We start from the raw sequence: 18,991 nt of genomic DNA, 5'->3' as shown, positions 1-18,991 counted from the left end.
AATGACGTCAGTGCTGTTCTCTATATTGTGAAAACCGAACTTATAGGCATGTTTCTTGCTCCGTTTTATATAAAATTGCGCGTTATGCCCACCAAAGGCATGAAAAGCATCCGACTTTCTTTTTGTTGCCTGATTCATGGCAGCAAAGCTAGTAGATAGAGCTTGTATATATGAATGTTAGTCTTTCCTCAAATTCAGCGACCAACAAAATGTCATCGTTGTTGGACACCGGTTCTGCCTCTTCCAAGGTAGAAGAAACCGGCGACTCTAAAGGTTTCTTTGAGTCCTTTAAAGAAGCGCTCGGCTTTGAAGAAAGTGACAGTAAAGTCGCAGCAAAAGACACAGAAAGCACTGCGAAACCTGATACTAAACAGACATCTACCGAAGGTGAAGCGTCAGCCGAAGCGAACAAAGGTGATTCCGCTGAATCAAAGGCTACTGACGAAGTGAGCGAAGCGCAAAGCAAGCAAGCAGCTTCAGAAGTAGAAGGCGAGAAAGCTGCTGATAAAACATCAGCAGAGGCTGCGTCTGGATCTGAGGCTCAGCTCAAAGCCAATTCGGGCACTGATAGCACTGTCGCTGATAAGACTGTTGCAGATGGTAAAGATGCGCAGGATACGACTAACGAATCTAAAGAACATATTGCTCAATCCCAAACTCAGGGTCCATCAGCGGTAGATGGTGCTACGCAGGCATCGCAAGCCAATGCAGCGATGAGCGAAGGCAATAAATTGCTTGGTCAATTGGATGAGGCAAACAAAACCCTAAATCAAGCGCCAAACGGCAAAGGCTTGCCTCAGCAAGGTCAGGTAGAACAAGCCCAAGGTAATATCACCGGTGCTTCTGTTGCAGGAGTTTCCGTTACGGATAAGGCGACACAACAAGCTAAGGCTGCAAATCAGGAGAAGAGCCTTGAAGTCGATTCTGAAATCGCTGTACTTACCGGAGGTAAGGGTGTTTCTCAGCTAACTGATACTGAAATTCGACAGTTGATGGATAAAGGCGTCACTCCAGAACAAATTGAAGCCAGTATGAGCCGAGAGCTGAGCCAAAAGAATGCAGCTAGTGCGGTTGCTGCCGAGCAGAGCCAAGTATTGTCAGCCGTGGATATTGAACTGGCAAAGCAAGTAGATGCCCATACCAAAGCGCTAAACCAATTGAATGGACAAATCGAATCAGAGCAGTCTGTTGTCGATAGCTTGCTTGATAAGCAACAAAGTGGCGCTAAGTTGACGGTTGATGAGCAAGCCGCTTTGGCTAAAGCGACCTCTAACCTAGACCTGTTGAATCAACAGCTCGCTAACGTTCAACAACAAGTAACAGCTTTGCTAAGTCAAGCTCCGGCTGCGAACAGTGCGTCTGGTGAACCCACTGCTATCGATTGGGATAATACGGATTCAAGCGAAACTAAAGCCTTAGCTGCGGCAGCATCAACAGCAGCTGTAGCGACGGCTACACAACAAGTGTCAGCGCAGGCCGCTTCTCAATCAGCAAACAATGCTCTTACGGACAAGGCGGCAATGCTGCACGCCAATAATGCACATGCAGCCCAACAGGCCGCAGCTCAACAAGCTAATGTGGCTTCACCTCAGCAGCAAGCAACGTTGGATCCAGCTTTAACCGCGCAAGGAATGGCGATGAATGCAACGCCAGCTGCCACAAAAGCAGGCTCGACTGATACGCTTCTTAAAGCGGGCGCCGGTGCAGCAGCACTGTCTGGTTTGGGTAAAGCGGGTGCTAAAGAAGATTCTAAAGATTCGACCTTTGCTCAGCAGATCGCTTCTGCGGCTGGTGCACAAGGTACGGCAACGGTGGGTTCAGCACCTACGCGAGCTGAAATTCAAGCTGCTCAACAAGCGCCCTTACAGCTCACCAAAGAGCTAGCCAATGAGCAAGTGGCTGAAAAAGTACAAATGATGATGTCTAAGAACCTTAAGAACTTGGACATTCGTCTCGACCCACCAGAATTGGGCCAAATGAAAATCCGCATGACCATGAATAATGACGTGGCAAACGTGCACTTTACGGTGAGTAATCAGCAAGCGAGAGATGTGATTGAACAAACCTTACCTCGCTTGAGAGAGATGCTTGCTCAGCAAGGTCTGCAGCTTGCCGATTCGTCTGTTCAACAACAGAACTCCGGTCAGGGACAAGATAGATACAACAATGGTGAGCAACAATCCGGCGCTAACCGCACAAATGATACGCAAGGTGATGAAAACCTTGATAGTGGCAGCAATCTTGAATTGAATGTCGCATCAAAGCGTGATGGAATTAGTTATTATGCCTAATATCAGGCTAAGAACGCTTGGTTAATAGAAAAAACCAGTTAATAAAAAGAACCATCAGTTAATCGCAAGAACAGGAAGTTAGAGTAAGATATGGCCGAAGAACAAGATGCACCTAAAGGGAAGAGCAAGCTCCTTATAATTATTATTGCCGTAGTTGTGTTACTGCTTGGTATAGGTGGTGCGCTGTACTTTTTCTTAGGTTCTGACGATAGCGCCTCTGAATCTCAGTCTCAGCCAGCAACGGCTGTGGTCGCTGCAGAGCCGGTTATGTATGTTAATATTCCTCAGCCCTTCTTGTTTAATGTGACAGGTGACAAAAAAGATCGCCTAGTTCAGATAAAAGCACAGCTCATGGTACGTGGCAGTAAGAATGAAGACCTGGCTCGTTACCACTCTCCACTTGTAGAAAGTACGCTACTGGCCACGTTCGCTTCGGCAACGGTTGATCAATTGCGCTCACCAACAGGCCGCGTGGAACTGCGTAATAAGGCAACAGAAGATATTAAAGCAAGCCTGGCTCAAGCTGTTGGCCAGCCTGTGATTGAAAAAGTGTTATTCACTGACTTCGTAATTCAATAGGTAATTTGTGACCGATTTATTAAGCCAAGACGAAATTGATGCGCTGTTACATGGCGTTGATGATGTTGAAGAAGTTGAAGATGTCTTAGAAACCGAAAATGACAATGCGGTCAATTTCGACTTCTCATCTCAAGATCGAATCGTCCGTGGTCGAATGCCGACCCTTGAACTTATTAACGAGCGCTTCGCACGTCATATGCGTATCAGCTTGTTTAATATGTTACGTAAAACGGCTGAAGTGTCGATCAACGGCGTACAGATGATGAAGTTTGGTGAGTACCAAAACACATTGTATGTACCCACCAGTTTAAACATGGTTCGTTTCCGTCCATTGAAAGGTACGGCACTCATCACCATGGAAGCTCGTCTGGTTTTCATTCTCGTAGAGAACTTTTTTGGCGGTGATGGTCGTTTCCACGCCAAGATTGAAGGTCGTGAATTCACGCCTACTGAAAGACGAATCATTCAGTTACTGCTGAAAATTGTTTTTGAAGATTACAAAGAAGCTTGGTCGCCAGTGATGGGGGTTGAGTTTGAATACTTGGATTCCGAAGTGAACCCAAGTATGGCGAACATTGTGAGCCCAACCGAAGTGATTGTTGTGAGTTCGTTCCACATTGAAGTGGATGGCGGTGGTGGTGACTTCCACGTTGTCATGCCTTACTCCATGGTTGAGCCGATCCGTGAACTGCTTGATGCGGGTGTTCAATCAGACAAGATGGAAACCGATGTTCGTTGGAGTACCGCACTGCGTGATGAGATCATGGATGTGCCCGTCAATTTCCGCGTGAATTTGCTAGAGCAAGATATTTCCCTTCGTGATCTGATGGAGCTGCGCCCTGGTGATGTTATCCCAATGAACATGCCTGAGCACGCAACCATGTTTGTCGAAGAACTGCCGACTTATCGTGTGAAAATGGGCCGTTCTGGTGAGAAGCTTGCAGTACAGATTTCGGAAAAAATTCAAAGACCACATGTGGTTAAAACTGATCTCGCTTTTCTAGGTAAAGACTTATTGTCTGAGCTCGAAAACAGTGATGATGACGAATAGTAAAATAGATAAAAGTATAGGAATTGGTAATGGAACCTAGTGAAGATCAAAAGCTAGCAGACGAATGGGCTGCAGCACTTGGTGAAGATCCTTTAGCGCCGTCAATTGATGTTGATGATGTGCTTGCGGCACCACTTGATGAGCTAACCGATTCATCATCTCCGATTTCTGAAGATGAGCGTCGTAAGCTGGATACCATTATGGATATTCCAGTGACTATTTCGATGGAAGTTGGTCGCTCTCAGATCAGTATCCGTAATTTACTTCAGTTGAACCAAGGTTCGGTTGTTGAGCTAGATAGAATTGCTGGTGAGTCACTGGATGTGATGGTAAACGGTACCTTGATTGCTCACGGTGAAGTGGTTGTAGTAAACGACAAGTTTGGTATTCGCTTGACTGACGTTATTAGCCAGACAGAACGAATTAAGAAGCTGCGTTAATGAGCTTTTTGTCTCAAAGACTTGCGGGCTCTTTTCTCGGAATGACAGGTTTGTTACGAGGAATCTTGGGAGTAGGGCTATTAACGGCTCCTTCCATTGCCTTTGCAGCAACACCGCCTTCTCTCGATTTAGCGACCACCTTTGGGTCGCTAATTTTCGTTATAGCCTTCATTTTATTTATTGCTTGGCTACTCAAGCGAATGCAAGTACCTGCGATGTCGAATCAACAAGGTTTGGCGATTGTTAGGCAAATCCCTGTTGGTACTAAAGAGCGTATCGCTATTGTGCAAGCGGGTGATGAACAGTTCTTGGTAGGGATTACCACACAATCGATTCAGCTGATCTCTAAGCTCGATAAACCTCTTACTCAGGAGATGCTGGAAAAAAGTACATTTTCAAGTCAGCTTTCCCAGCTAATAAAAAAAGATGCAAACAAGTAACGGACTTTTGAACTCCTCTTACTTTCACCAAGCCGGAGCTTTCCGAGCGGTGAAAGTGTGGTTGGTTCAGCTTATTCTCCTATGCTCAATCGTATTCAGTGTGTCGGTATTTGCACAAGCTGAAGACGGCACCGTCATTCCTGCGAATACCGCTGGCTCGGAATCGGTCACTATCAGCACGATGGAACAAGACCAAGCCAAATCGACAACCATGACCACGGGCAGCTTGACTGGCAATGGTGGCGGCATACCTGCCTTTACCATGACAACCAATGCCAATGGCGGTGAAGACTACTCGATTAACCTGCAAATTCTCGCGTTAATGACCATGCTTGGCTTCTTGCCGGCGATGGTGATTTTGATGACATCGTTCACTCGTATTGTGGTTGTGATGTCTATCTTGCGTCAGGCGATGGGTCTACAACAAACACCGTCTAACCAAGTCATTATTGGTATCGCGATATTCTTGACCTTCTTCATCATGTCGCCAGTGATTAATCAAGTTAACGAACAAGCAGTTCAGCCTTATCTTAATGAACAGATATCGGCACGACAGGCATTTGATGTTGCCCAAAAACCGATTAAATCCTTCATGCTCAAGCAGACTCGAATCAAAGATCTTGAAACCTTTGTTGAGATTTCTGGCGCGGAAGTGACTAACCCTGAAGATGTTTCGATGGCGGTTCTGATTCCAGCATTTATCACATCGGAATTAAAAACGGCTTTCCAAATCGGATTTATGCTGTTCTTGCCTTTCCTAATCATCGACTTGGTGGTGGCATCGGTATTGATGGCTATGGGTATGATGATGTTGTCACCGATGATTGTATCGCTGCCGTTTAAGTTGATGCTGTTTGTTCTTGTTGATGGCTGGAACTTGATACTCTCCACACTCGCCGGCAGTTTTGCCTTGTAGCTGGGGGAATAATGAATCCTGAAATATTCGTAGAGTTGTTCCGAGATGCCCTTTGGATGGTATTAATCATGGTTTGCGCCATCATTATTCCTAGCCTGTTGATCGGTTTGGTTGTGGCTGTTTTCCAAGCTGCGACCTCAATCAACGAACAAACCCTAAGTTTCCTGCCGCGTTTGATCGTAACTTTGTTGGCGTTGATGCTATTCGCACACTGGATGACCCAGATGATGATGGAGTTCTTTTTTGAGCTCATCGAACGCTTGCCGCAAGTTCTGTATTAAACCGATATGGAATACCCAACGAGCCTTGTACTAGAGTGGTTAGCCAATTATTTTTGGCCATACACTCGCATCTCAGCGATGCTGATGGTGATGACGGTAACAGGGGCACGCTTCGTGTCGCCGCGTATTCGTCTGTATTTAGGCTTGGCGATCACTTTTGCGGTGATGCCTGCGATTCCGGCCGTTCCCAAAGAGATTGAACTTCTGTCCTTTCAAGGCTTCCTGACTGTCTTTGAACAGATCGTGATTGGAGTGGCCATGGGCTTTGTTACCCAGTTCATGATTCAAACCTTCGTCATGCTCGGCCAGATCTTGGGTATGCAATCGAGCTTGGGTTTTGCCTCAATGGTCGACCCGGCTAACGGGCAAAACACGCCGGTACTTGGTCAACTGTTCATGCTGCTTGCGACCATGTTCTTCTTGGCGACCGATGGTCACTTGAAAATGCTGCAGCTGGTGGTGTTTAGTTTTAAGACCTTGCCGATTGGCAGTGGATCGTTGACCTCTGTTGATTTTCGAGAGCTCGCATTGTGGCTCGGTATCATGTTCAAAACGGCATTGGCGATGTCCTTGTCGGGCATTATCGCGCTGCTAACGATTAACCTCTCTTTTGGTGTAATGACGCGTGCGGCACCTCAGTTAAACATCTTTTCTTTGGGTTTTGCATTTGCGCTACTCGTGGGTCTGTTGCTTTGTTGGTACATCCTTGGCGGCTTATATAGTCACTATGAGCTATTTTGGATGCAGGGCGAACAACAGATATGTCGTCTAATCCGGTTAGATTGCTAGGAGACTGAAATGGCAGAGTCAGACGGTCAAGAACGCACAGAAGACGCCACGCCCAAACGCTTGCAACAGGCCAAAGAGAAAGGGCAGGTTGCAAGGTCAAAAGAGCTAGCGTCAGCGTCGGTACTTATTGTCGGTGCAATTGCATTAATGTGGTTTGGCGAATCGATGGCGAAGGCTTTGTTCGAGGCCATGCAACGTCTGTTCTCTTTGAGTCGCGACGAAATTTTTGACACTAACAAACTCCTAGAAATCGCTGGTGGTGCACTGGTGAACCTGCTGTTCCCGCTGTTTTTGATACTGATAACCTTGTTTGTTGCTGCCGTCATCGGCGCTGCGGGTGTCGGTGGGATTAACTTCTCAATGCAAGCAGCAATGCCTAAGGCGTCTAAGCTCAACCCACTCAGTGGCATCAAGCGTATGTTTGGCCTGCAAAGCTGGGTTGAACTGCTCAAGTCTATTCTTAAAGTAGCGCTCGTATCGGGGATGGCGATTTATCTGATTCAAGCCTCTCAGCATGATTTAATGCAGCTGAGTATGGATGTGTACCCACAGAACATCTTCCATGCCTTGGATATCTTGCTCAATTTCATCCTGTTGATCAGTTGCTCGCTGCTTATTGTGGTGGCGATTGATATCCCGTTCCAGATCTGGCAACACGCCGATCAATTGAAGATGACCAAACAAGAAGTCAAAGACGAATTCAAAGACACTGAAGGTAAGCCGGAAGTGAAAGGCCGAATTCGTATGCTTCAAAGGGAAGCGGCTCAGCGTCGCATGATGGCAGACGTTCCTCAAGCGGATGTGATTGTGACCAACCCGGAACACTTTTCAGTGGCGCTGCGCTATAAGCAGAATCAAGACAAAGCACCAATTGTGGTTGCTAAAGGTGTCGACCACATGGCGATGAAGATCCGAGAGATTGCGCGTGAAAATGACATATATATCGTTCCAGCGCCGCCATTGGCGAGGGCGCTTTATCATACCACTGAGCTAGAACAACAAATTCCTGACGGTCTGTTTACAGCAGTTGCACAAGTGCTTGCATATGTTTTCCAGCTTAAACAGTACCGAAAACGAGGTGGTGAGCGACCAAAGCTGCAAGATTCTAATATGCCGATCCCACCTGATTTACGTCATTAGATCAATTGCTTGAGCTCTGCGTGATGAACCCTGATAATAGCGAGCTAGCTAATCTTCCTTTTATAGAGGTGATGGCGATAATTTGACGTGAGATGTTGGTACAGTGTTTGCTGTAGTAGCCTGAACATTATAAGCCCATAGCAAACAGCCCTGACTAAGACCTAATCCACTTGTTCAGAGAGCTACAACATAGCGAAACTGTCTAGATTTATGAAATTCTCCCTGCCTTTTGTGGACAAGCTACCTAAAATCCCTAACCGTGCCATGCCCGCGATTGGTGCACCTGTTATGGTACTTGCAACGCTTGCTATGGTGGTGTTGCCCATTCCAGCTTTCTTGTTGGATATGTTCTTCACCTTCAATATTGCACTGTCTATGGTTGTGCTATTGGTATCGGTTTATACCCGCAGGCCTTTAGATTTCGCTGCATTCCCGACCGTCCTGCTGATTGCGACTCTACTTCGATTGGCCTTGAACGTTGCTTCGACACGTGTGGTATTGCTCCATGGTCACGAAGGTGGCGACGCGGCAGGTAACGTGATTGAAGCCTTCGGTAACGTGGTTATCGGTGGTAACTACGCGGTTGGTTTAGTGGTGTTCTTGATTCTTATGATCATCAACTTCATGGTTGTAACCAAAGGTGCGGGTCGTATCTCGGAAGTAAGCGCGCGTTTCACGTTAGACGCCTTACCGGGTAAACAGATGGCAATCGATGCCGACTTGAACGCAGGTTTGATCGACCAAGACCAAGCGCGTCTGAGACGTTTTGAAGTCACCAAAGAAGCTGACTTCTACGGTTCGATGGACGGTGCTTCTAAGTTTGTTAAAGGCGATGCGATCGCTGGTATCTTAATCTTATTCATCAACATCATTGGTGGCTTGAGCATTGGTATGGCTCAGTTTGATCTTGGTTTTGGTGAAGCAATCGAAATCTACACGCTACTGACTATCGGTGATGGTCTGGTTGCACAAATTCCATCTCTATTACTGTCTATTGCAGCTGCGATGATGGTAACGCGCCAAAATACTGATGAAGATATGGGTGAGCAACTTGTCTTCCAGATGTTCGACAATCCAAAAGCCTTGATGATCACCGCCGCCATCCTTGGCATCATGGGTATTGTTCCGGGTATGCCACATTTCTCGTTCTTGAGCCTTGCCATCGTTGCAGGCGCGGGGGCGTATTACATCGATAAAAAGAACAAGAAGAAGGCGGAAGAGCCTAACCTTCCGGCGACAGTTGAAGCGAATGGAGAAGTAGGCTCTCAGAAGGAGCTCTCTTGGGATGATGTTCAACCTGTCGATATTATTGGTTTAGAAGTGGGTTACCGTTTAATTCCTTTGGTTGATAGAGACCAAGGTGGTGAATTGCTTGAACGCGTTAAAGGTGTGCGTAAAAAGCTGTCTCAAGACTTTGGTTTCTTGATCCCAGCGGTACACATTCGCGATAACCTAGAACTGACACCAAACAGCTACCGTATTACCCTGATGGGTGTTGCTGTGGGTGAAGCTGAGATTAAGCCAGACATGGAGCTCGCGATTAACCCGGGCCAAGTCTATGGCATGATCGATGGCGAGCCGACGATTGACCCTGCCTTTGGCCTTGAAGCGGTTTGGATTCGTGAAGAGCAGCGTGAACACGCACAAGCTCTAGGTTATACCGTTGTAGATTCTTCTACAGTACTGGCGACACACCTTAGCCAGCTGCTAACCAACAACGCATCGCAGCTCATTGGCCACGAAGAAGTTCAGAACTTACTTGAGATGCTCAGCCGCTCAACACCTAAGCTGGTGGAAGGTTTTGTACCGGATCAATTGCAGTTGGGTGTGGTTGTGAAAGTGCTACAGAACCTGCTGAATGAAGCGATTCCAATTCGTGACATTCGAACCATAGTCCAAACTTTGTCGGAGTATTCAGGTAAGAGTCAAGAACCTGACATACTTACTGCGGCGGTTCGCATCTCATTGAAACGATTAATTGTTCAAGAAATCAATGGTATAGAGCCCGAGTTACCAGTGATAACCTTGATTCCTGAGCTGGAACAAATCTTGCATCAAACCATGCAGGCATCCGGCGGAGAATCTGCTGGTATTGAACCTGGTTTAGCCGAACGTTTACAGACCTCTCTCAGCCACGCTACACAAGAGCAAGAGCTGAAAGGTGAGCCCGCGGTACTATTGACCTCTGGCGTGTTGCGTTCGACTCTGGCTAAGTTCGTGAAGAACACGATCCCAAGCTTGCGAGTCTTGTCTTACCAAGAAATACCGGACGAAAAGCAGATACGTATAGTACAAGCTGTTGGTAATTAAGCCGCCTAATTAGAACGGACAATCGAATTGAAAATTAAACGATTTTTTGCAAAAGATATGCGAACGGCTCTGCTCCAAGTTAAAGAAGAACTTGGTTCAGAAGCGGTGATCATGTCTAACAAAAAGGTCGCAGGTGGCGTGGAAATTGTTGCCGCTATTGATGGCGAATCCAGCCCGTCGACAGCGAGCCAGAGATTAAATAAACCTCAGCAGCCTGCACAAAGCCAATATACGCAAATGGCCGCGCCCGCAGCTCCTGCTGGGCGACGTCAACTAGACGATGACAAGGTTAGCCTACAGTCGAATGTTGAAGGTGGACGCTCAATGACTAAGCGCTTTGCGAATATGCTTAAGCAATACAGTCATGGCGCCGATGATGAGCCACAGCATCGTGCAGAAAATGAAGATTCATTGTCAGCATTGCTCAATCGCCAATCAAGCACGGGCCATAAGCCTCATAGTCATCAGACTCAAAGCAATTTGCAGTCTCATGGCCATCAGCAATCTCACGGTAACCAACAGTCTCACGGAAATCTTGATTCTGCATTTGCTCGTGAAACGGGTTTGTCTAAGTTGATTGCTGAAGACCGCAGAGTAGAGCGCCCGACACCTCGCTTGGATCCTACCCGTTATGATCGTGGTCGAGAGAACACTCAGTCCAAAGGTTCTGATACTGAAATGGAAACGATGCGCGAAGAGATGACCTCAATTCGTCGTCTGTTAGAGCATCAAGTTTCTGGGTTGATGTGGCAAGAAGTTGAGCGCCGTGAACCACTGAGAGCCATGCTTATTAAGCGCCTTGAACGTATGGGTGTATCTGCAGAGCTTGCCGATCAAATGGCTTGCTACATTCCTGAAGATACTAAACCTGCACGTGCATGGAAGGCTCTGTTAGCTCTGGTTGCTGACCAAATCTCCGTTACACAAAAAGATATTTTAAAACGCGGCGGTATTGTGGCTCTACTTGGCCCAACCGGCGTGGGTAAAACAACGACTGTTGCAAAGCTAGCTGCACGTGCTGCCATGGAATATGGCGCTGATAACGTCGCACTAGTGACAACTGACACATATCGTATAGGTGCACATGAGCAGTTATCGATCTACGGCCGAATTATGGGTTGTCCTGTAAGAGTTGCTAAAGATTCTAGCGAACTGGCCGATGTAATATATCAGTTACGTAATCGTCGCCTGATTCTGGTCGATACTGCAGGCATGGGACAACGAGATGTTCGCCTATCTGAGCAGTTAGACACATTGATGCAAGAGAGTGGTTCCGTTATCAATAGCTACCTTGTGTTGCCTGCAACCGCGCAACGCAAAGTGCTGCAAGAAACAATTGAACACTTTAGAAGAATCCCGTTGTCGGGATGCATCATGACTAAGCTGGATGAATCCCTAAGTCTAGGTGAATTCATCAGTGTCGTAATACAAAATGCATTACCAGTTGCTTACATAGCAAATGGTCAACGAGTTCCTGAAGATATCGTTATAGCTCAGCCAAAGTACATGATTGCTAAGGCTAATGAGCTATTAGAAAAATCTACAGAGAATGAACCTCATTACTGGAATAGCGATTCTGAAGGGCTCTAGGCGGCGGATAAATATGAATGAAAATATGATACATGACCAAGCTAGCGGCCTCCGTCGCTTAACCAAGCCTTCACTCACAAAAGTTATCGCTGTAACCGGTGGTAAGGGAGGCGTTGGTAAATCTAATGTGACGTTAGGTATGGCTATTTGCATGGCGCGCCAAGGCAAAAAAGTCATGGTGCTAGATGCCGATTTAGGACTAGCGAACGTCGATATCATGCTAGGTATTCGTTCTAAACGAAACCTTGGGCATGTGTTGGCTGGCGAATGTGAACTTAAGGATGCGATTGTCGAAGGGCCGCACGGAATTAAAATTATTCCAGCGACATCGGGCACTCAAAGCATGACTGAACTTTCACACGCACAGCATGCTGGTTTGATTCGCGCATTCGGTTCGCTTGAAGACGAGATGGATATCTTGTTGGTTGATACCGCAGCCGGTATTTCGGACATGGTGATCAGCTTCTCAAGAGCGGCGCAAGACGTGGTTGTCGTGGTATGTGATGAACCTACCTCGATCACGGATGCATATGCTTTGATTAAGCTTTTAAGCAGAGAACACCAAGTTCAGCGATTCAAAGTTGTTGCAAATATGGTCAGAAGCTACCGCGAAGGCCGAGAATTATTTGCAAAGTTGACTTTGGTCACAGAGCGCTTCTTGAATGTGAGCCTCGAACTCGTAGCATGTATTCCTTTAGATGATAAAGTACGTCAATCAGTCAAGAGACAGAAAATCGTAGTCGATGCGTTTCCTCGCTCTCCAGCTGCATTGGCAATCAGCTCTTTGGCTAACAAAGCCTTGACCTGGCCAATACCAAAAACACCGAGCGGACACTTGGAGTTCTTTGTTGAAAGGCTGCTGAATCGTACTGAATTTATAGAGGAACCATTTGGTGAATAAAGCGCTTACTTACGACCAACACGCTAATCACAATAGCCAACAGGCTTTTTTTGAGAAGTACTCTGTGTTGGTTAAACGTATCGCTCATCACTTGTTGGGGCGATTACCGCCTAATGTATTGGTTGATGACTTAATTCAAGCTGGCATGATCGGCTTGATTGAAGCGCAACAAAACTATGATGGTACCAAAGGCGCAAGCTTTGAGACGTATGCTGGTATTCGGATTCGCGGGGCAATGTTGGATGACATTCGCCGTGGGGACTGGGTGCCGAGATCGGTTCATAAGAACAATCGAGAAATCAGCAGTGCAATTGCGGAATTAGAGGGTATCCTCAACCGCGACCCGAGTGATGCCGAAGTGGCAAAACACATGGGGCTCAGTTTAGAGCAGTATCACAGTGCTTTAACTGACATTAATTGCTCAAGACTGGTTGGAATTGAAGATTTAGGCGTCTCAGATGATGTAATATCTCCGAATGAAGACTCTCAAGATAATACGCCTTTTCAAGGGGTTGCTGATGAGTCATTCCGCCAAGCTTTGATCGATTCGATAAAACAACTTCCGGAAAGGGAAGGCCTTGTGCTTTCGCTTTATTACGACGAAGAACTCAATTTAAAAGAGATTGGGGAAGTGTTAGGTGTCAGCGAATCTCGTGTCAGCCAAATACTGAGCCAATCTATGCAGCGTTTACGCACTAAGTTAAGTGCTTGGACACAGAACGACTAACAACACTGATCCTATTCAGTGGAGGCTAATTTGAACAAAAACATGAAAATTCTCATTGTTGATGATTTTTCAACGATGCGCCGAATTGTTAAAAACCTACTTCGCGATTTAGGTTTCAACAACACTCAAGAAGCAGATGATGGCTTGACCGCGTTACCTATGCTGAAAAAAGGCGAATTTGATTTCGTGGTAACTGACTGGAACATGCCAGGCATGCAAGGGATTGACCTGCTTAAACACATTCGCGCAGACGCAGAACTTAAGCACCTTCCAGTGCTTATGATCACAGCTGAAGCGAAGCGTGAGCAGATCATCGAAGCTGCGCAAGCGGGTGTTAATGGTTACATTGTGAAGCCTTTCACTGCTGCAACGCTGAAAGAGAAACTTGATAAGATTTTTGATCGCTTATAAGCATCAATAAATTTAGGCACTTCTAGGTAAACACTGACTGATAAGTTATCTGTTTATCTCGATAGCCTAAGCGCACAAAGTATGCGGAGTAAGGCCGAATTCAGGATGATTTCATTAGAACAAGCAAAAAAATTAGTAGAGCTGCTTGATAACGATGAGCAGCAAAATGCTGATTCTCTTGTGAGAAGCATTTATGAAGATAACTTTAGTCTTCAAGACAATCCAATGCTTCAAGAAATAGGAAGTCTGACACGCGACCTCCACGACTCTTTGACTCAATTCAATTTCGATGAACGCATCAGCGTTATCGCAAATGACGAAATCCCTGATGCAAGGGATCGCCTTCAGTATGTCATTGATAAAACGGAAGTTGCGGCAAATAAGACGATGGACGCTGTCGATCGCTGTATGCCAATCGCAGACAACCTACACGAGTGTTTACTTCAAGTAAGGCCTCAATGGAATGAACTGATGCATGGCCGCATTGAGCTGGCACAATTTAAAGCTTTATGTCACCGCATTGATGGATTGCTTGTCCAAGTAGAAGGCGACAGTACTGAACTACGCGGACAATTGACTGAAATCTTGATGGCTCAGGATTTCCAAGATTTAACTGGGCAGATAATCAGCAAAGTTATTACCTTGGTGAATGAGGTGGAAGGACGTTTGGTCGAGATTCTCACGGTATTCGGTGCGAATCAAAAAGAGCCAACTCCAGAGTCAGAGAAGAAAGCATCGATTGCGCCTGAAGGTCCAATTATGAACCCAGAAGAGCGCGAAGACGCTGTCGCATCTCAAGATGAAGTCGACGATTTGTTATCCAGTCTTGGATTTTAAAGGTAACGTATGAGCTACGATTTAGACGAAGATATTCTTCAGGACTTTTTAGTCGAAGCAGGAGAGATCCTTGAACTCCTATCAGAACAACTGGTAGAGCTTGAGAATAACCCTGACGACAAAGACCTATTAAATGCTATTTTCCGTGGTTTCCATACAGTAAAAGGTGGTGCTGGTTTCCTAGCATTAACTGAGCTGGTGGATACTTGTCATGGTGCTGAGAATGTGTTCGACATTCTGCGAAACGGCCAACGCAGCGTAACATCAGGTTTGATGGATACCATGCTGCAGGCGCTAGATACAGTCAATGTACAGTTTCGCGCCGTGCAAGATCAGGAACCTTTAGTGCCAGCCGACCAATCTTTATTGGATGAACTTCACCGTCTCTGTAAACCAGAGTCTGCGGATGAAGTGGCACCAGTAGAAGCGCCTGCACCTATTATCCCTGAACCTGTTGTTGCAGCGCCTGAGCCTGTTATTGCTCCGGAACCTACTGCTGAAAGCTCAAACATCAATGCATCTTCAGTCGATGATATCTCTGAAGATGAGTTTGAACGCTTGCTTGATGAGCTTCACGGTAAAGGTGGTTCACCAACAGCGCCTTCTGCACCAACACCGCCGCCAGCACCCGCTGCACCTCAGTCTGTTGCTGACAGTGGTGATATTACTGATGACGAATTTGAAAAGTTATTAGATGAATTGCACGGTGCGGGTAAGAGCCCGACAGCGGCAAGTTCAACGCCTCCTCCACCGCCAACGCCGCCAGCAGCACCTGTTTCAGCGATGTCTGAAGGCGATGATCTGATGACTGACGAAGAGTTCGAGAAGTTACTTGACCAACTACATGGCTCAGGTAATGGACCTTCGATTGAAGAATTGGATGCCGCGACTAAGCCAGCAGAAGTTAAGGCAGTAGCACCTCAAGCTGCGCCTAAACCTGCTGCGCCAGTTGCCGTTAAAGCTGAGCCAAAACCGAGCGCTCCAGCAAAAGCTGAAGTTAAAGTGCCGGCTAAGAAGCAACAAGCTGAAGCGACAGTTCGTGTTGATACATCAACACTGGACACCATCATGAACATGGTGGGTGAACTGGTATTGGTGCGTAACCGACTAGTCAGCCTAGGCCTCAACAGCAACGACGAAGAAATGTCGAAAGCTGTCTCTAACTTAGATGTTGTTACTGCAGACCTTCAAGGTGCGGTAATGAAGACTCGTATGCAGCCGATCAAGAAAGTATTTGGTCGCTTCCCACGAGTTGTCCGTGACCTTGCTCGTAGCTTGAAGAAAGACATCGTTCTTGAAATGCGTGGCGAAGAAACGGACCTTGATAAAAACTTAGTAGAAGCACTTGCTGATCCCCTGATTCACTTGGTGAGAAACTCTGTCGATCATGGTATTGAAATGCCAAACGACCGTGTTGCTGCGGGTAAATCACAAACGGGTAAAGTGATTCTGTCTGCCTCTCAAGAAGGTGACCACATTGAACTGGCTATCGTTGATGACGGTGGCGGTATGGACCCTGATAAGCTTCGTGCTATCGCGGTTAAACGTGGCCTGATGGATGAAGATGCAGCGTCTCGCTTATCAAATAAAGAGTGTTTCAACCTGATTTTTGCTCCTGGCTTCTCAAGCAAAGAGCAGATCTCGGATATCTCTGGTCGTGGTGTGGGCATGGACGTTGTGAAAACAGCGATCAACACACTGAACGGCTCTATTGATATTGATTCAGAAATGGGACAGGGCACCAAGATCACCATCAAGGTTCCACTAACCCTAGCGATTCTACCAACCTTGATGGTCGGTGTTGCCGGTCATCCATTTGCATTGCCATTGGCTTCTGTAAACGAGATCTTCCACCTAGATTTAAGCCGCACAAACGTGGTTGATGGCCAGCTGACGATTATCGTTCGCGATAAGTCTATTCCGTTGTTCTACTTGCAAAACTGGCTTGCTCCTAAAGCGGGTATTGTTGAGCTGCGTAAAGGGCACGGCCATGTTGTTATCGTACAACTTGGTAGCCAACGTGTTGGTTTTGTTGTCGATACGCTTATCGGTCAAGAAGAAGTCGTGATCAAGCCGCTTGATAAGCTTCTGCAAGGCACGCCAGGAATGGCAGGTGCGACAATTACAAGTGACGGACACATAGCATTGATTCTAGATGTGCCGGACTTGTTGAAGCAGTACGCAGCTGCGTCAAGAATTTAATTTAAGGATAAATATGGCGATTAAAGTATTAGTCGTTGATGATTCGAGTTTCTTTCGTCGTCGCGTTAGCGAGATCATCAACTCAGAGGCTCGCCTAGAAGTCATTGATGTAGCAGTAAACGGTAAAGAAGCCGTTGAAAAAGCGAAACAGCTAAGACCTGACGTAATCACGATGGATATTGAAATGCCTGTCATGGACGGTATCACTGCCGTTCGTGAAATCATGGCCGCGTCTCCAACGCCTATTTTGATGTTTTCATCGTTAACGCATGATGGAGCGAGAGCAACGTTAGATGCGTTAGATGCAGGTGCTCTCGACTTCCTTCCTAAGAAGTTTGAAGACATTGCACGTAACCGCGACGATGCAGTTGCATTGCTTCAACAGCGTGTGATTCAGATTGCAGCGAAGCGTGCATTTATGCGTCGTGCTCCTATTGCGCCGAGAGCGACTGCGACGACTTCAACATCTACGCTATTGCGCCAGCCGATTTCAACAGCAGCTTCGACTTCGACAGCGAAGCCTGCGGTTGTATCAACGGCGAAATTCAGAGCGTCAGGTAAGAAGTATCAATTAACAGCCATTGGTACTTCGACTGGCGGCCCTGTTGCTCTACAGAAGATTTTGACTCGCATCCCTGCACACTACCCACATCCAATTGTGTTAGTTCAGCATATGCCAGCAACATTCACAGCGGCTTTTGCTAGTCGCTTGAACACCTTGTGTAAGATTGAAGTTCGCGAAGCGCAAGACGGTGATGTGTTAAAACCTGGCGTGGCGTATCTTGCTCCAGGTGGTAAACAGATGATGGTTGATGGCCGCGCAGGGTCTGCACGTCTAAGAATTATCGATGGCGGCGACCGCATGAACTACAAGCCTTGTGTGGATGTCACATTCGGCTCTGCAGCGAAGATCTACGGCGACAAAGTGTTGTCTATGATCCTGACTGGTATGGGCGCAGATGGTCGAGAAGGTTCGCGTATGTTGAAAACTGCGGGCTCGACAATTTGGGCACAAGACGAAGATAGCTGTGTTGTATATGGTATGCCTCAAGCTGTAGCAAAAGCTGGCATTTCTACTGAAGACCTCCCTCTAGACCGTATCGCGGAAAGGATCTTGGTCGAAGTTGGGTTAGCTTAGGTAAATCGAAATGATTGTTTGGAGTGTTGCAAACCAAAAAGGTGGTGTTGGTAAAACGACCACGACCGTGACTCTAGCAGGTTTACTTGCGTTGAAGGGGCACCGTGTTCTGTTGGTTGATACTGACCCACATGCATCACTGACCACCTATCTGGGTTACGATTCAGATACGGTGGAATCGAGCCTGTTTGATCTGTTCCAGCTGCGTGAATTTAACGCGCAGACGGTAAGACCTTTGCTTTTACAAACGGAAGTCGAAGGTATCGATATTATCCCTGCGCATATGTCTTTGGCGACATTAGACCGTGTAATGGGAAATCGAAGCGGCATGGGGTTGATCTTGAAGCGTGCTTTGGCCGCTTTAAAAGATGACTACGACTATGTGTTGATCGATTGCCCGCCAATTCTTGGTGTGATGATGGTCAATGCATTGGCTGCAAGCGATCGTATATTGATTCCGGTACAGACGGAATTTTTGGCGATGAAGGGCTTAGAGCGCATGATTCGCACTTTGACCATTATGCAGAAGTCGCGCAAAACACCGTTTAAGGTGACGATTGTCCCGACGATGTACGACAAGCGAACCAAAGCCTCACTGCAAACATTAACGCAGCTCAAAGATGATTACCCAAACCAAGTTTGGACGTCTGCTGTGCCGATTGATACCAAGTTTCGAGACGCGAGCCTAAAACGCTTGCCAGCCTCTCATTTTGCATCGGGTAGCCGTGGTGTATTTGCTTATAAACAGTTGCTTATTTATCTCGAAAGGTTGGCGATAAATGAGCGCGAATAAAGAATCAACAATGGCGCAGCCAAGTCTCTCTAGTGAACAAGCACTGGATGATTACTTTACTGCGTTATTAGGCGATGAAAGCTTTGAATCTGACGATTTTTTTGTTGACGAGTCGAGCGACGAATCACAATCTGAAGAGCCAGAGCCAGAGCCAG

The 18,991-nt window shown here is 46.7% G+C and carries 18 protein-coding genes and 1 pseudogene; all 19 read left to right on the top strand.

Annotated features, from left to right (window positions below):
- Positions 1-170 precede the first annotated feature (170 nt).
- Positions 171-2,291: a flagellar hook-length control protein FliK gene (locus AB4274_RS09625; RefSeq protein WP_372111900.1), complete on the top strand. Its 2,121-nt coding sequence runs from the start codon at positions 171-173 to the stop codon at positions 2,289-2,291.
- A 90-nt stretch (positions 2,292-2,381) separates the two neighbouring features.
- On the top strand, positions 2,382-2,870 hold the full coding sequence (fliL, locus tag AB4274_RS09620) for a flagellar basal body-associated protein FliL (protein WP_017060677.1): 489 nt from the start codon (positions 2,382-2,384) through the stop codon (positions 2,868-2,870).
- 7 nt (positions 2,871-2,877) lie between these two features.
- Positions 2,878-3,921 (top strand): flagellar motor switch protein FliM, encoded by a 1,044-nt coding sequence (gene fliM / locus AB4274_RS09615; protein ID WP_017066374.1) that lies wholly within the window; start codon positions 2,878-2,880, stop codon positions 3,919-3,921.
- 29 nt (positions 3,922-3,950) lie between these two features.
- Entirely contained in the window at positions 3,951-4,361 is a 411-nt protein-coding gene (fliN, locus tag AB4274_RS09610) for a flagellar motor switch protein FliN (RefSeq protein ID WP_004736208.1), read from the top strand.
- Positions 4,361-4,801, top strand: coding sequence for a flagellar biosynthetic protein FliO (gene fliO / locus AB4274_RS09605; protein ID WP_017060675.1), 441 nt, complete (start codon positions 4,361-4,363; stop codon positions 4,799-4,801). The genes fliN and fliO overlap by 1 nt, the downstream gene beginning before the upstream one ends.
- The gene (fliP, locus tag AB4274_RS09600) at positions 4,788-5,717 is read left to right on the top strand and encodes a flagellar type III secretion system pore protein FliP (protein ID WP_017064117.1); all 930 of its coding nucleotides are present in this window, start codon (positions 4,788-4,790) and stop codon (positions 5,715-5,717) included. The genes fliO and fliP overlap by 14 nt, the downstream gene beginning before the upstream one ends.
- Positions 5,718-5,728: 11 nt before the next feature.
- Entirely contained in the window at positions 5,729-5,998 is a 270-nt protein-coding gene (gene fliQ / locus AB4274_RS09595; protein WP_029235191.1) for a flagellar biosynthesis protein FliQ, read from the top strand.
- A 6-nt stretch (positions 5,999-6,004) separates the two neighbouring features.
- Positions 6,005-6,787: a flagellar biosynthetic protein FliR gene (gene fliR, locus AB4274_RS09590; RefSeq protein ID WP_017060672.1), complete on the top strand. Its 783-nt coding sequence runs from the start codon at positions 6,005-6,007 to the stop codon at positions 6,785-6,787.
- 9 nt (positions 6,788-6,796) lie between these two features.
- Entirely contained in the window at positions 6,797-7,927 is a 1,131-nt protein-coding gene (gene flhB, locus AB4274_RS09585; RefSeq protein ID WP_017064116.1) for a flagellar biosynthesis protein FlhB, read from the top strand.
- Positions 7,928-8,137: 210 nt separating this feature from the next.
- Positions 8,138-10,237 carry a flagellar biosynthesis protein FlhA gene (gene flhA, locus AB4274_RS09580; protein WP_017064115.1) on the top strand — a complete coding sequence of 700 codons (2,100 nt, stop codon included), beginning with the start codon at positions 8,138-8,140 and terminating at the stop codon, positions 10,235-10,237.
- A 27-nt stretch (positions 10,238-10,264) separates the two neighbouring features.
- Positions 10,265-11,827: a flagellar biosynthesis protein FlhF gene (gene flhF / locus AB4274_RS09575; protein WP_029235190.1), complete on the top strand. Its 1,563-nt coding sequence runs from the start codon at positions 10,265-10,267 to the stop codon at positions 11,825-11,827.
- A 13-nt stretch (positions 11,828-11,840) separates the two neighbouring features.
- Positions 11,841-12,728, top strand: coding sequence for a MinD/ParA family protein (locus AB4274_RS09570; RefSeq protein ID WP_017060668.1), 888 nt, complete (start codon positions 11,841-11,843; stop codon positions 12,726-12,728).
- Positions 12,721-13,455: an RNA polymerase sigma factor FliA gene (locus AB4274_RS09565; protein WP_017060667.1), complete on the top strand. Its 735-nt coding sequence runs from the start codon at positions 12,721-12,723 to the stop codon at positions 13,453-13,455. The genes AB4274_RS09570 and AB4274_RS09565 overlap by 8 nt, the downstream gene beginning before the upstream one ends.
- 42 nt (positions 13,456-13,497) lie before the next feature.
- A complete protein-coding gene (gene cheY, locus AB4274_RS09560) occupies positions 13,498-13,866 on the top strand; it encodes a chemotaxis response regulator CheY (RefSeq protein WP_016767062.1) in 369 nt (122 codons plus the stop codon).
- A 105-nt stretch (positions 13,867-13,971) separates the two neighbouring features.
- Entirely contained in the window at positions 13,972-14,703 is a 732-nt protein-coding gene (locus tag AB4274_RS09555) for a protein phosphatase CheZ (RefSeq protein WP_372111897.1), read from the top strand.
- Between the two features lie 9 nt (positions 14,704-14,712).
- A complete protein-coding gene (locus AB4274_RS09550; protein ID WP_017064112.1) occupies positions 14,713-16,905 on the top strand; it encodes a chemotaxis protein CheA in 2,193 nt (730 codons plus the stop codon).
- A gap of 13 nt (positions 16,906-16,918) precedes the next feature.
- Complete coding sequence (locus tag AB4274_RS09545; protein WP_372111895.1) at positions 16,919-18,043, top strand: chemotaxis response regulator protein-glutamate methylesterase; 1,125 nt, start codon at positions 16,919-16,921, stop codon at positions 18,041-18,043.
- A gap of 10 nt (positions 18,044-18,053) precedes the next feature.
- The gene (locus AB4274_RS09540; RefSeq protein WP_017064111.1) at positions 18,054-18,836 is read left to right on the top strand and encodes a ParA family protein; all 783 of its coding nucleotides are present in this window, start codon (positions 18,054-18,056) and stop codon (positions 18,834-18,836) included.
- Positions 18,823-18,991 (top strand): annotated as a pseudogene (locus AB4274_RS09535) (chemotaxis protein CheW); the annotation flags it as partial. The gene AB4274_RS09540 and the pseudogene AB4274_RS09535, both read left to right, overlap by 14 nt.

The organism is Vibrio sp. 10N.261.55.A10, assembly GCF_041470825.1.
Taxonomy (GTDB): Bacteria; Pseudomonadota; Gammaproteobacteria; order Enterobacterales; family Vibrionaceae; genus Vibrio; species Vibrio crassostreae_C.
The sequence above is the reverse complement of the archived record's forward strand: the minus strand, read 5'-3'. Positions and strand labels throughout refer to the sequence as shown.

Coding starts and splice junctions, on each gene's coding strand:
- AB4274_RS09555 (WP_372111897.1), top strand. CDS start 13,972: ATGATTTCATTAGAACAAGCAAAAAAATTAGTAGAGCTGCTTGATAAC.
- fliO (WP_017060675.1), top strand. CDS start 4,361: ATGAGCTTTTTGTCTCAAAGACTTGCGGGCTCTTTTCTCGGAATGACA.
- fliL (WP_017060677.1), top strand. CDS start 2,382: ATGGCCGAAGAACAAGATGCACCTAAAGGGAAGAGCAAGCTCCTTATA.
- fliP (WP_017064117.1), top strand. CDS start 4,788: ATGCAAACAAGTAACGGACTTTTGAACTCCTCTTACTTTCACCAAGCC.
- AB4274_RS09550 (WP_017064112.1), top strand. CDS start 14,713: ATGAGCTACGATTTAGACGAAGATATTCTTCAGGACTTTTTAGTCGAA.
- AB4274_RS09570 (WP_017060668.1), top strand. CDS start 11,841: ATGAATGAAAATATGATACATGACCAAGCTAGCGGCCTCCGTCGCTTA.
- fliQ (WP_029235191.1), top strand. CDS start 5,729: ATGAATCCTGAAATATTCGTAGAGTTGTTCCGAGATGCCCTTTGGATG.
- AB4274_RS09625 (WP_372111900.1), top strand. CDS start 171: ATGAATGTTAGTCTTTCCTCAAATTCAGCGACCAACAAAATGTCATCG.
- fliR (WP_017060672.1), top strand. CDS start 6,005: ATGGAATACCCAACGAGCCTTGTACTAGAGTGGTTAGCCAATTATTTT.
- AB4274_RS09540 (WP_017064111.1), top strand. CDS start 18,054: ATGATTGTTTGGAGTGTTGCAAACCAAAAAGGTGGTGTTGGTAAAACG.
- fliN (WP_004736208.1), top strand. CDS start 3,951: ATGGAACCTAGTGAAGATCAAAAGCTAGCAGACGAATGGGCTGCAGCA.
- flhA (WP_017064115.1), top strand. CDS start 8,138: ATGAAATTCTCCCTGCCTTTTGTGGACAAGCTACCTAAAATCCCTAAC.
- AB4274_RS09545 (WP_372111895.1), top strand. CDS start 16,919: ATGGCGATTAAAGTATTAGTCGTTGATGATTCGAGTTTCTTTCGTCGT.
- cheY (WP_016767062.1), top strand. CDS start 13,498: ATGAAAATTCTCATTGTTGATGATTTTTCAACGATGCGCCGAATTGTT.
- flhB (WP_017064116.1), top strand. CDS start 6,797: ATGGCAGAGTCAGACGGTCAAGAACGCACAGAAGACGCCACGCCCAAA.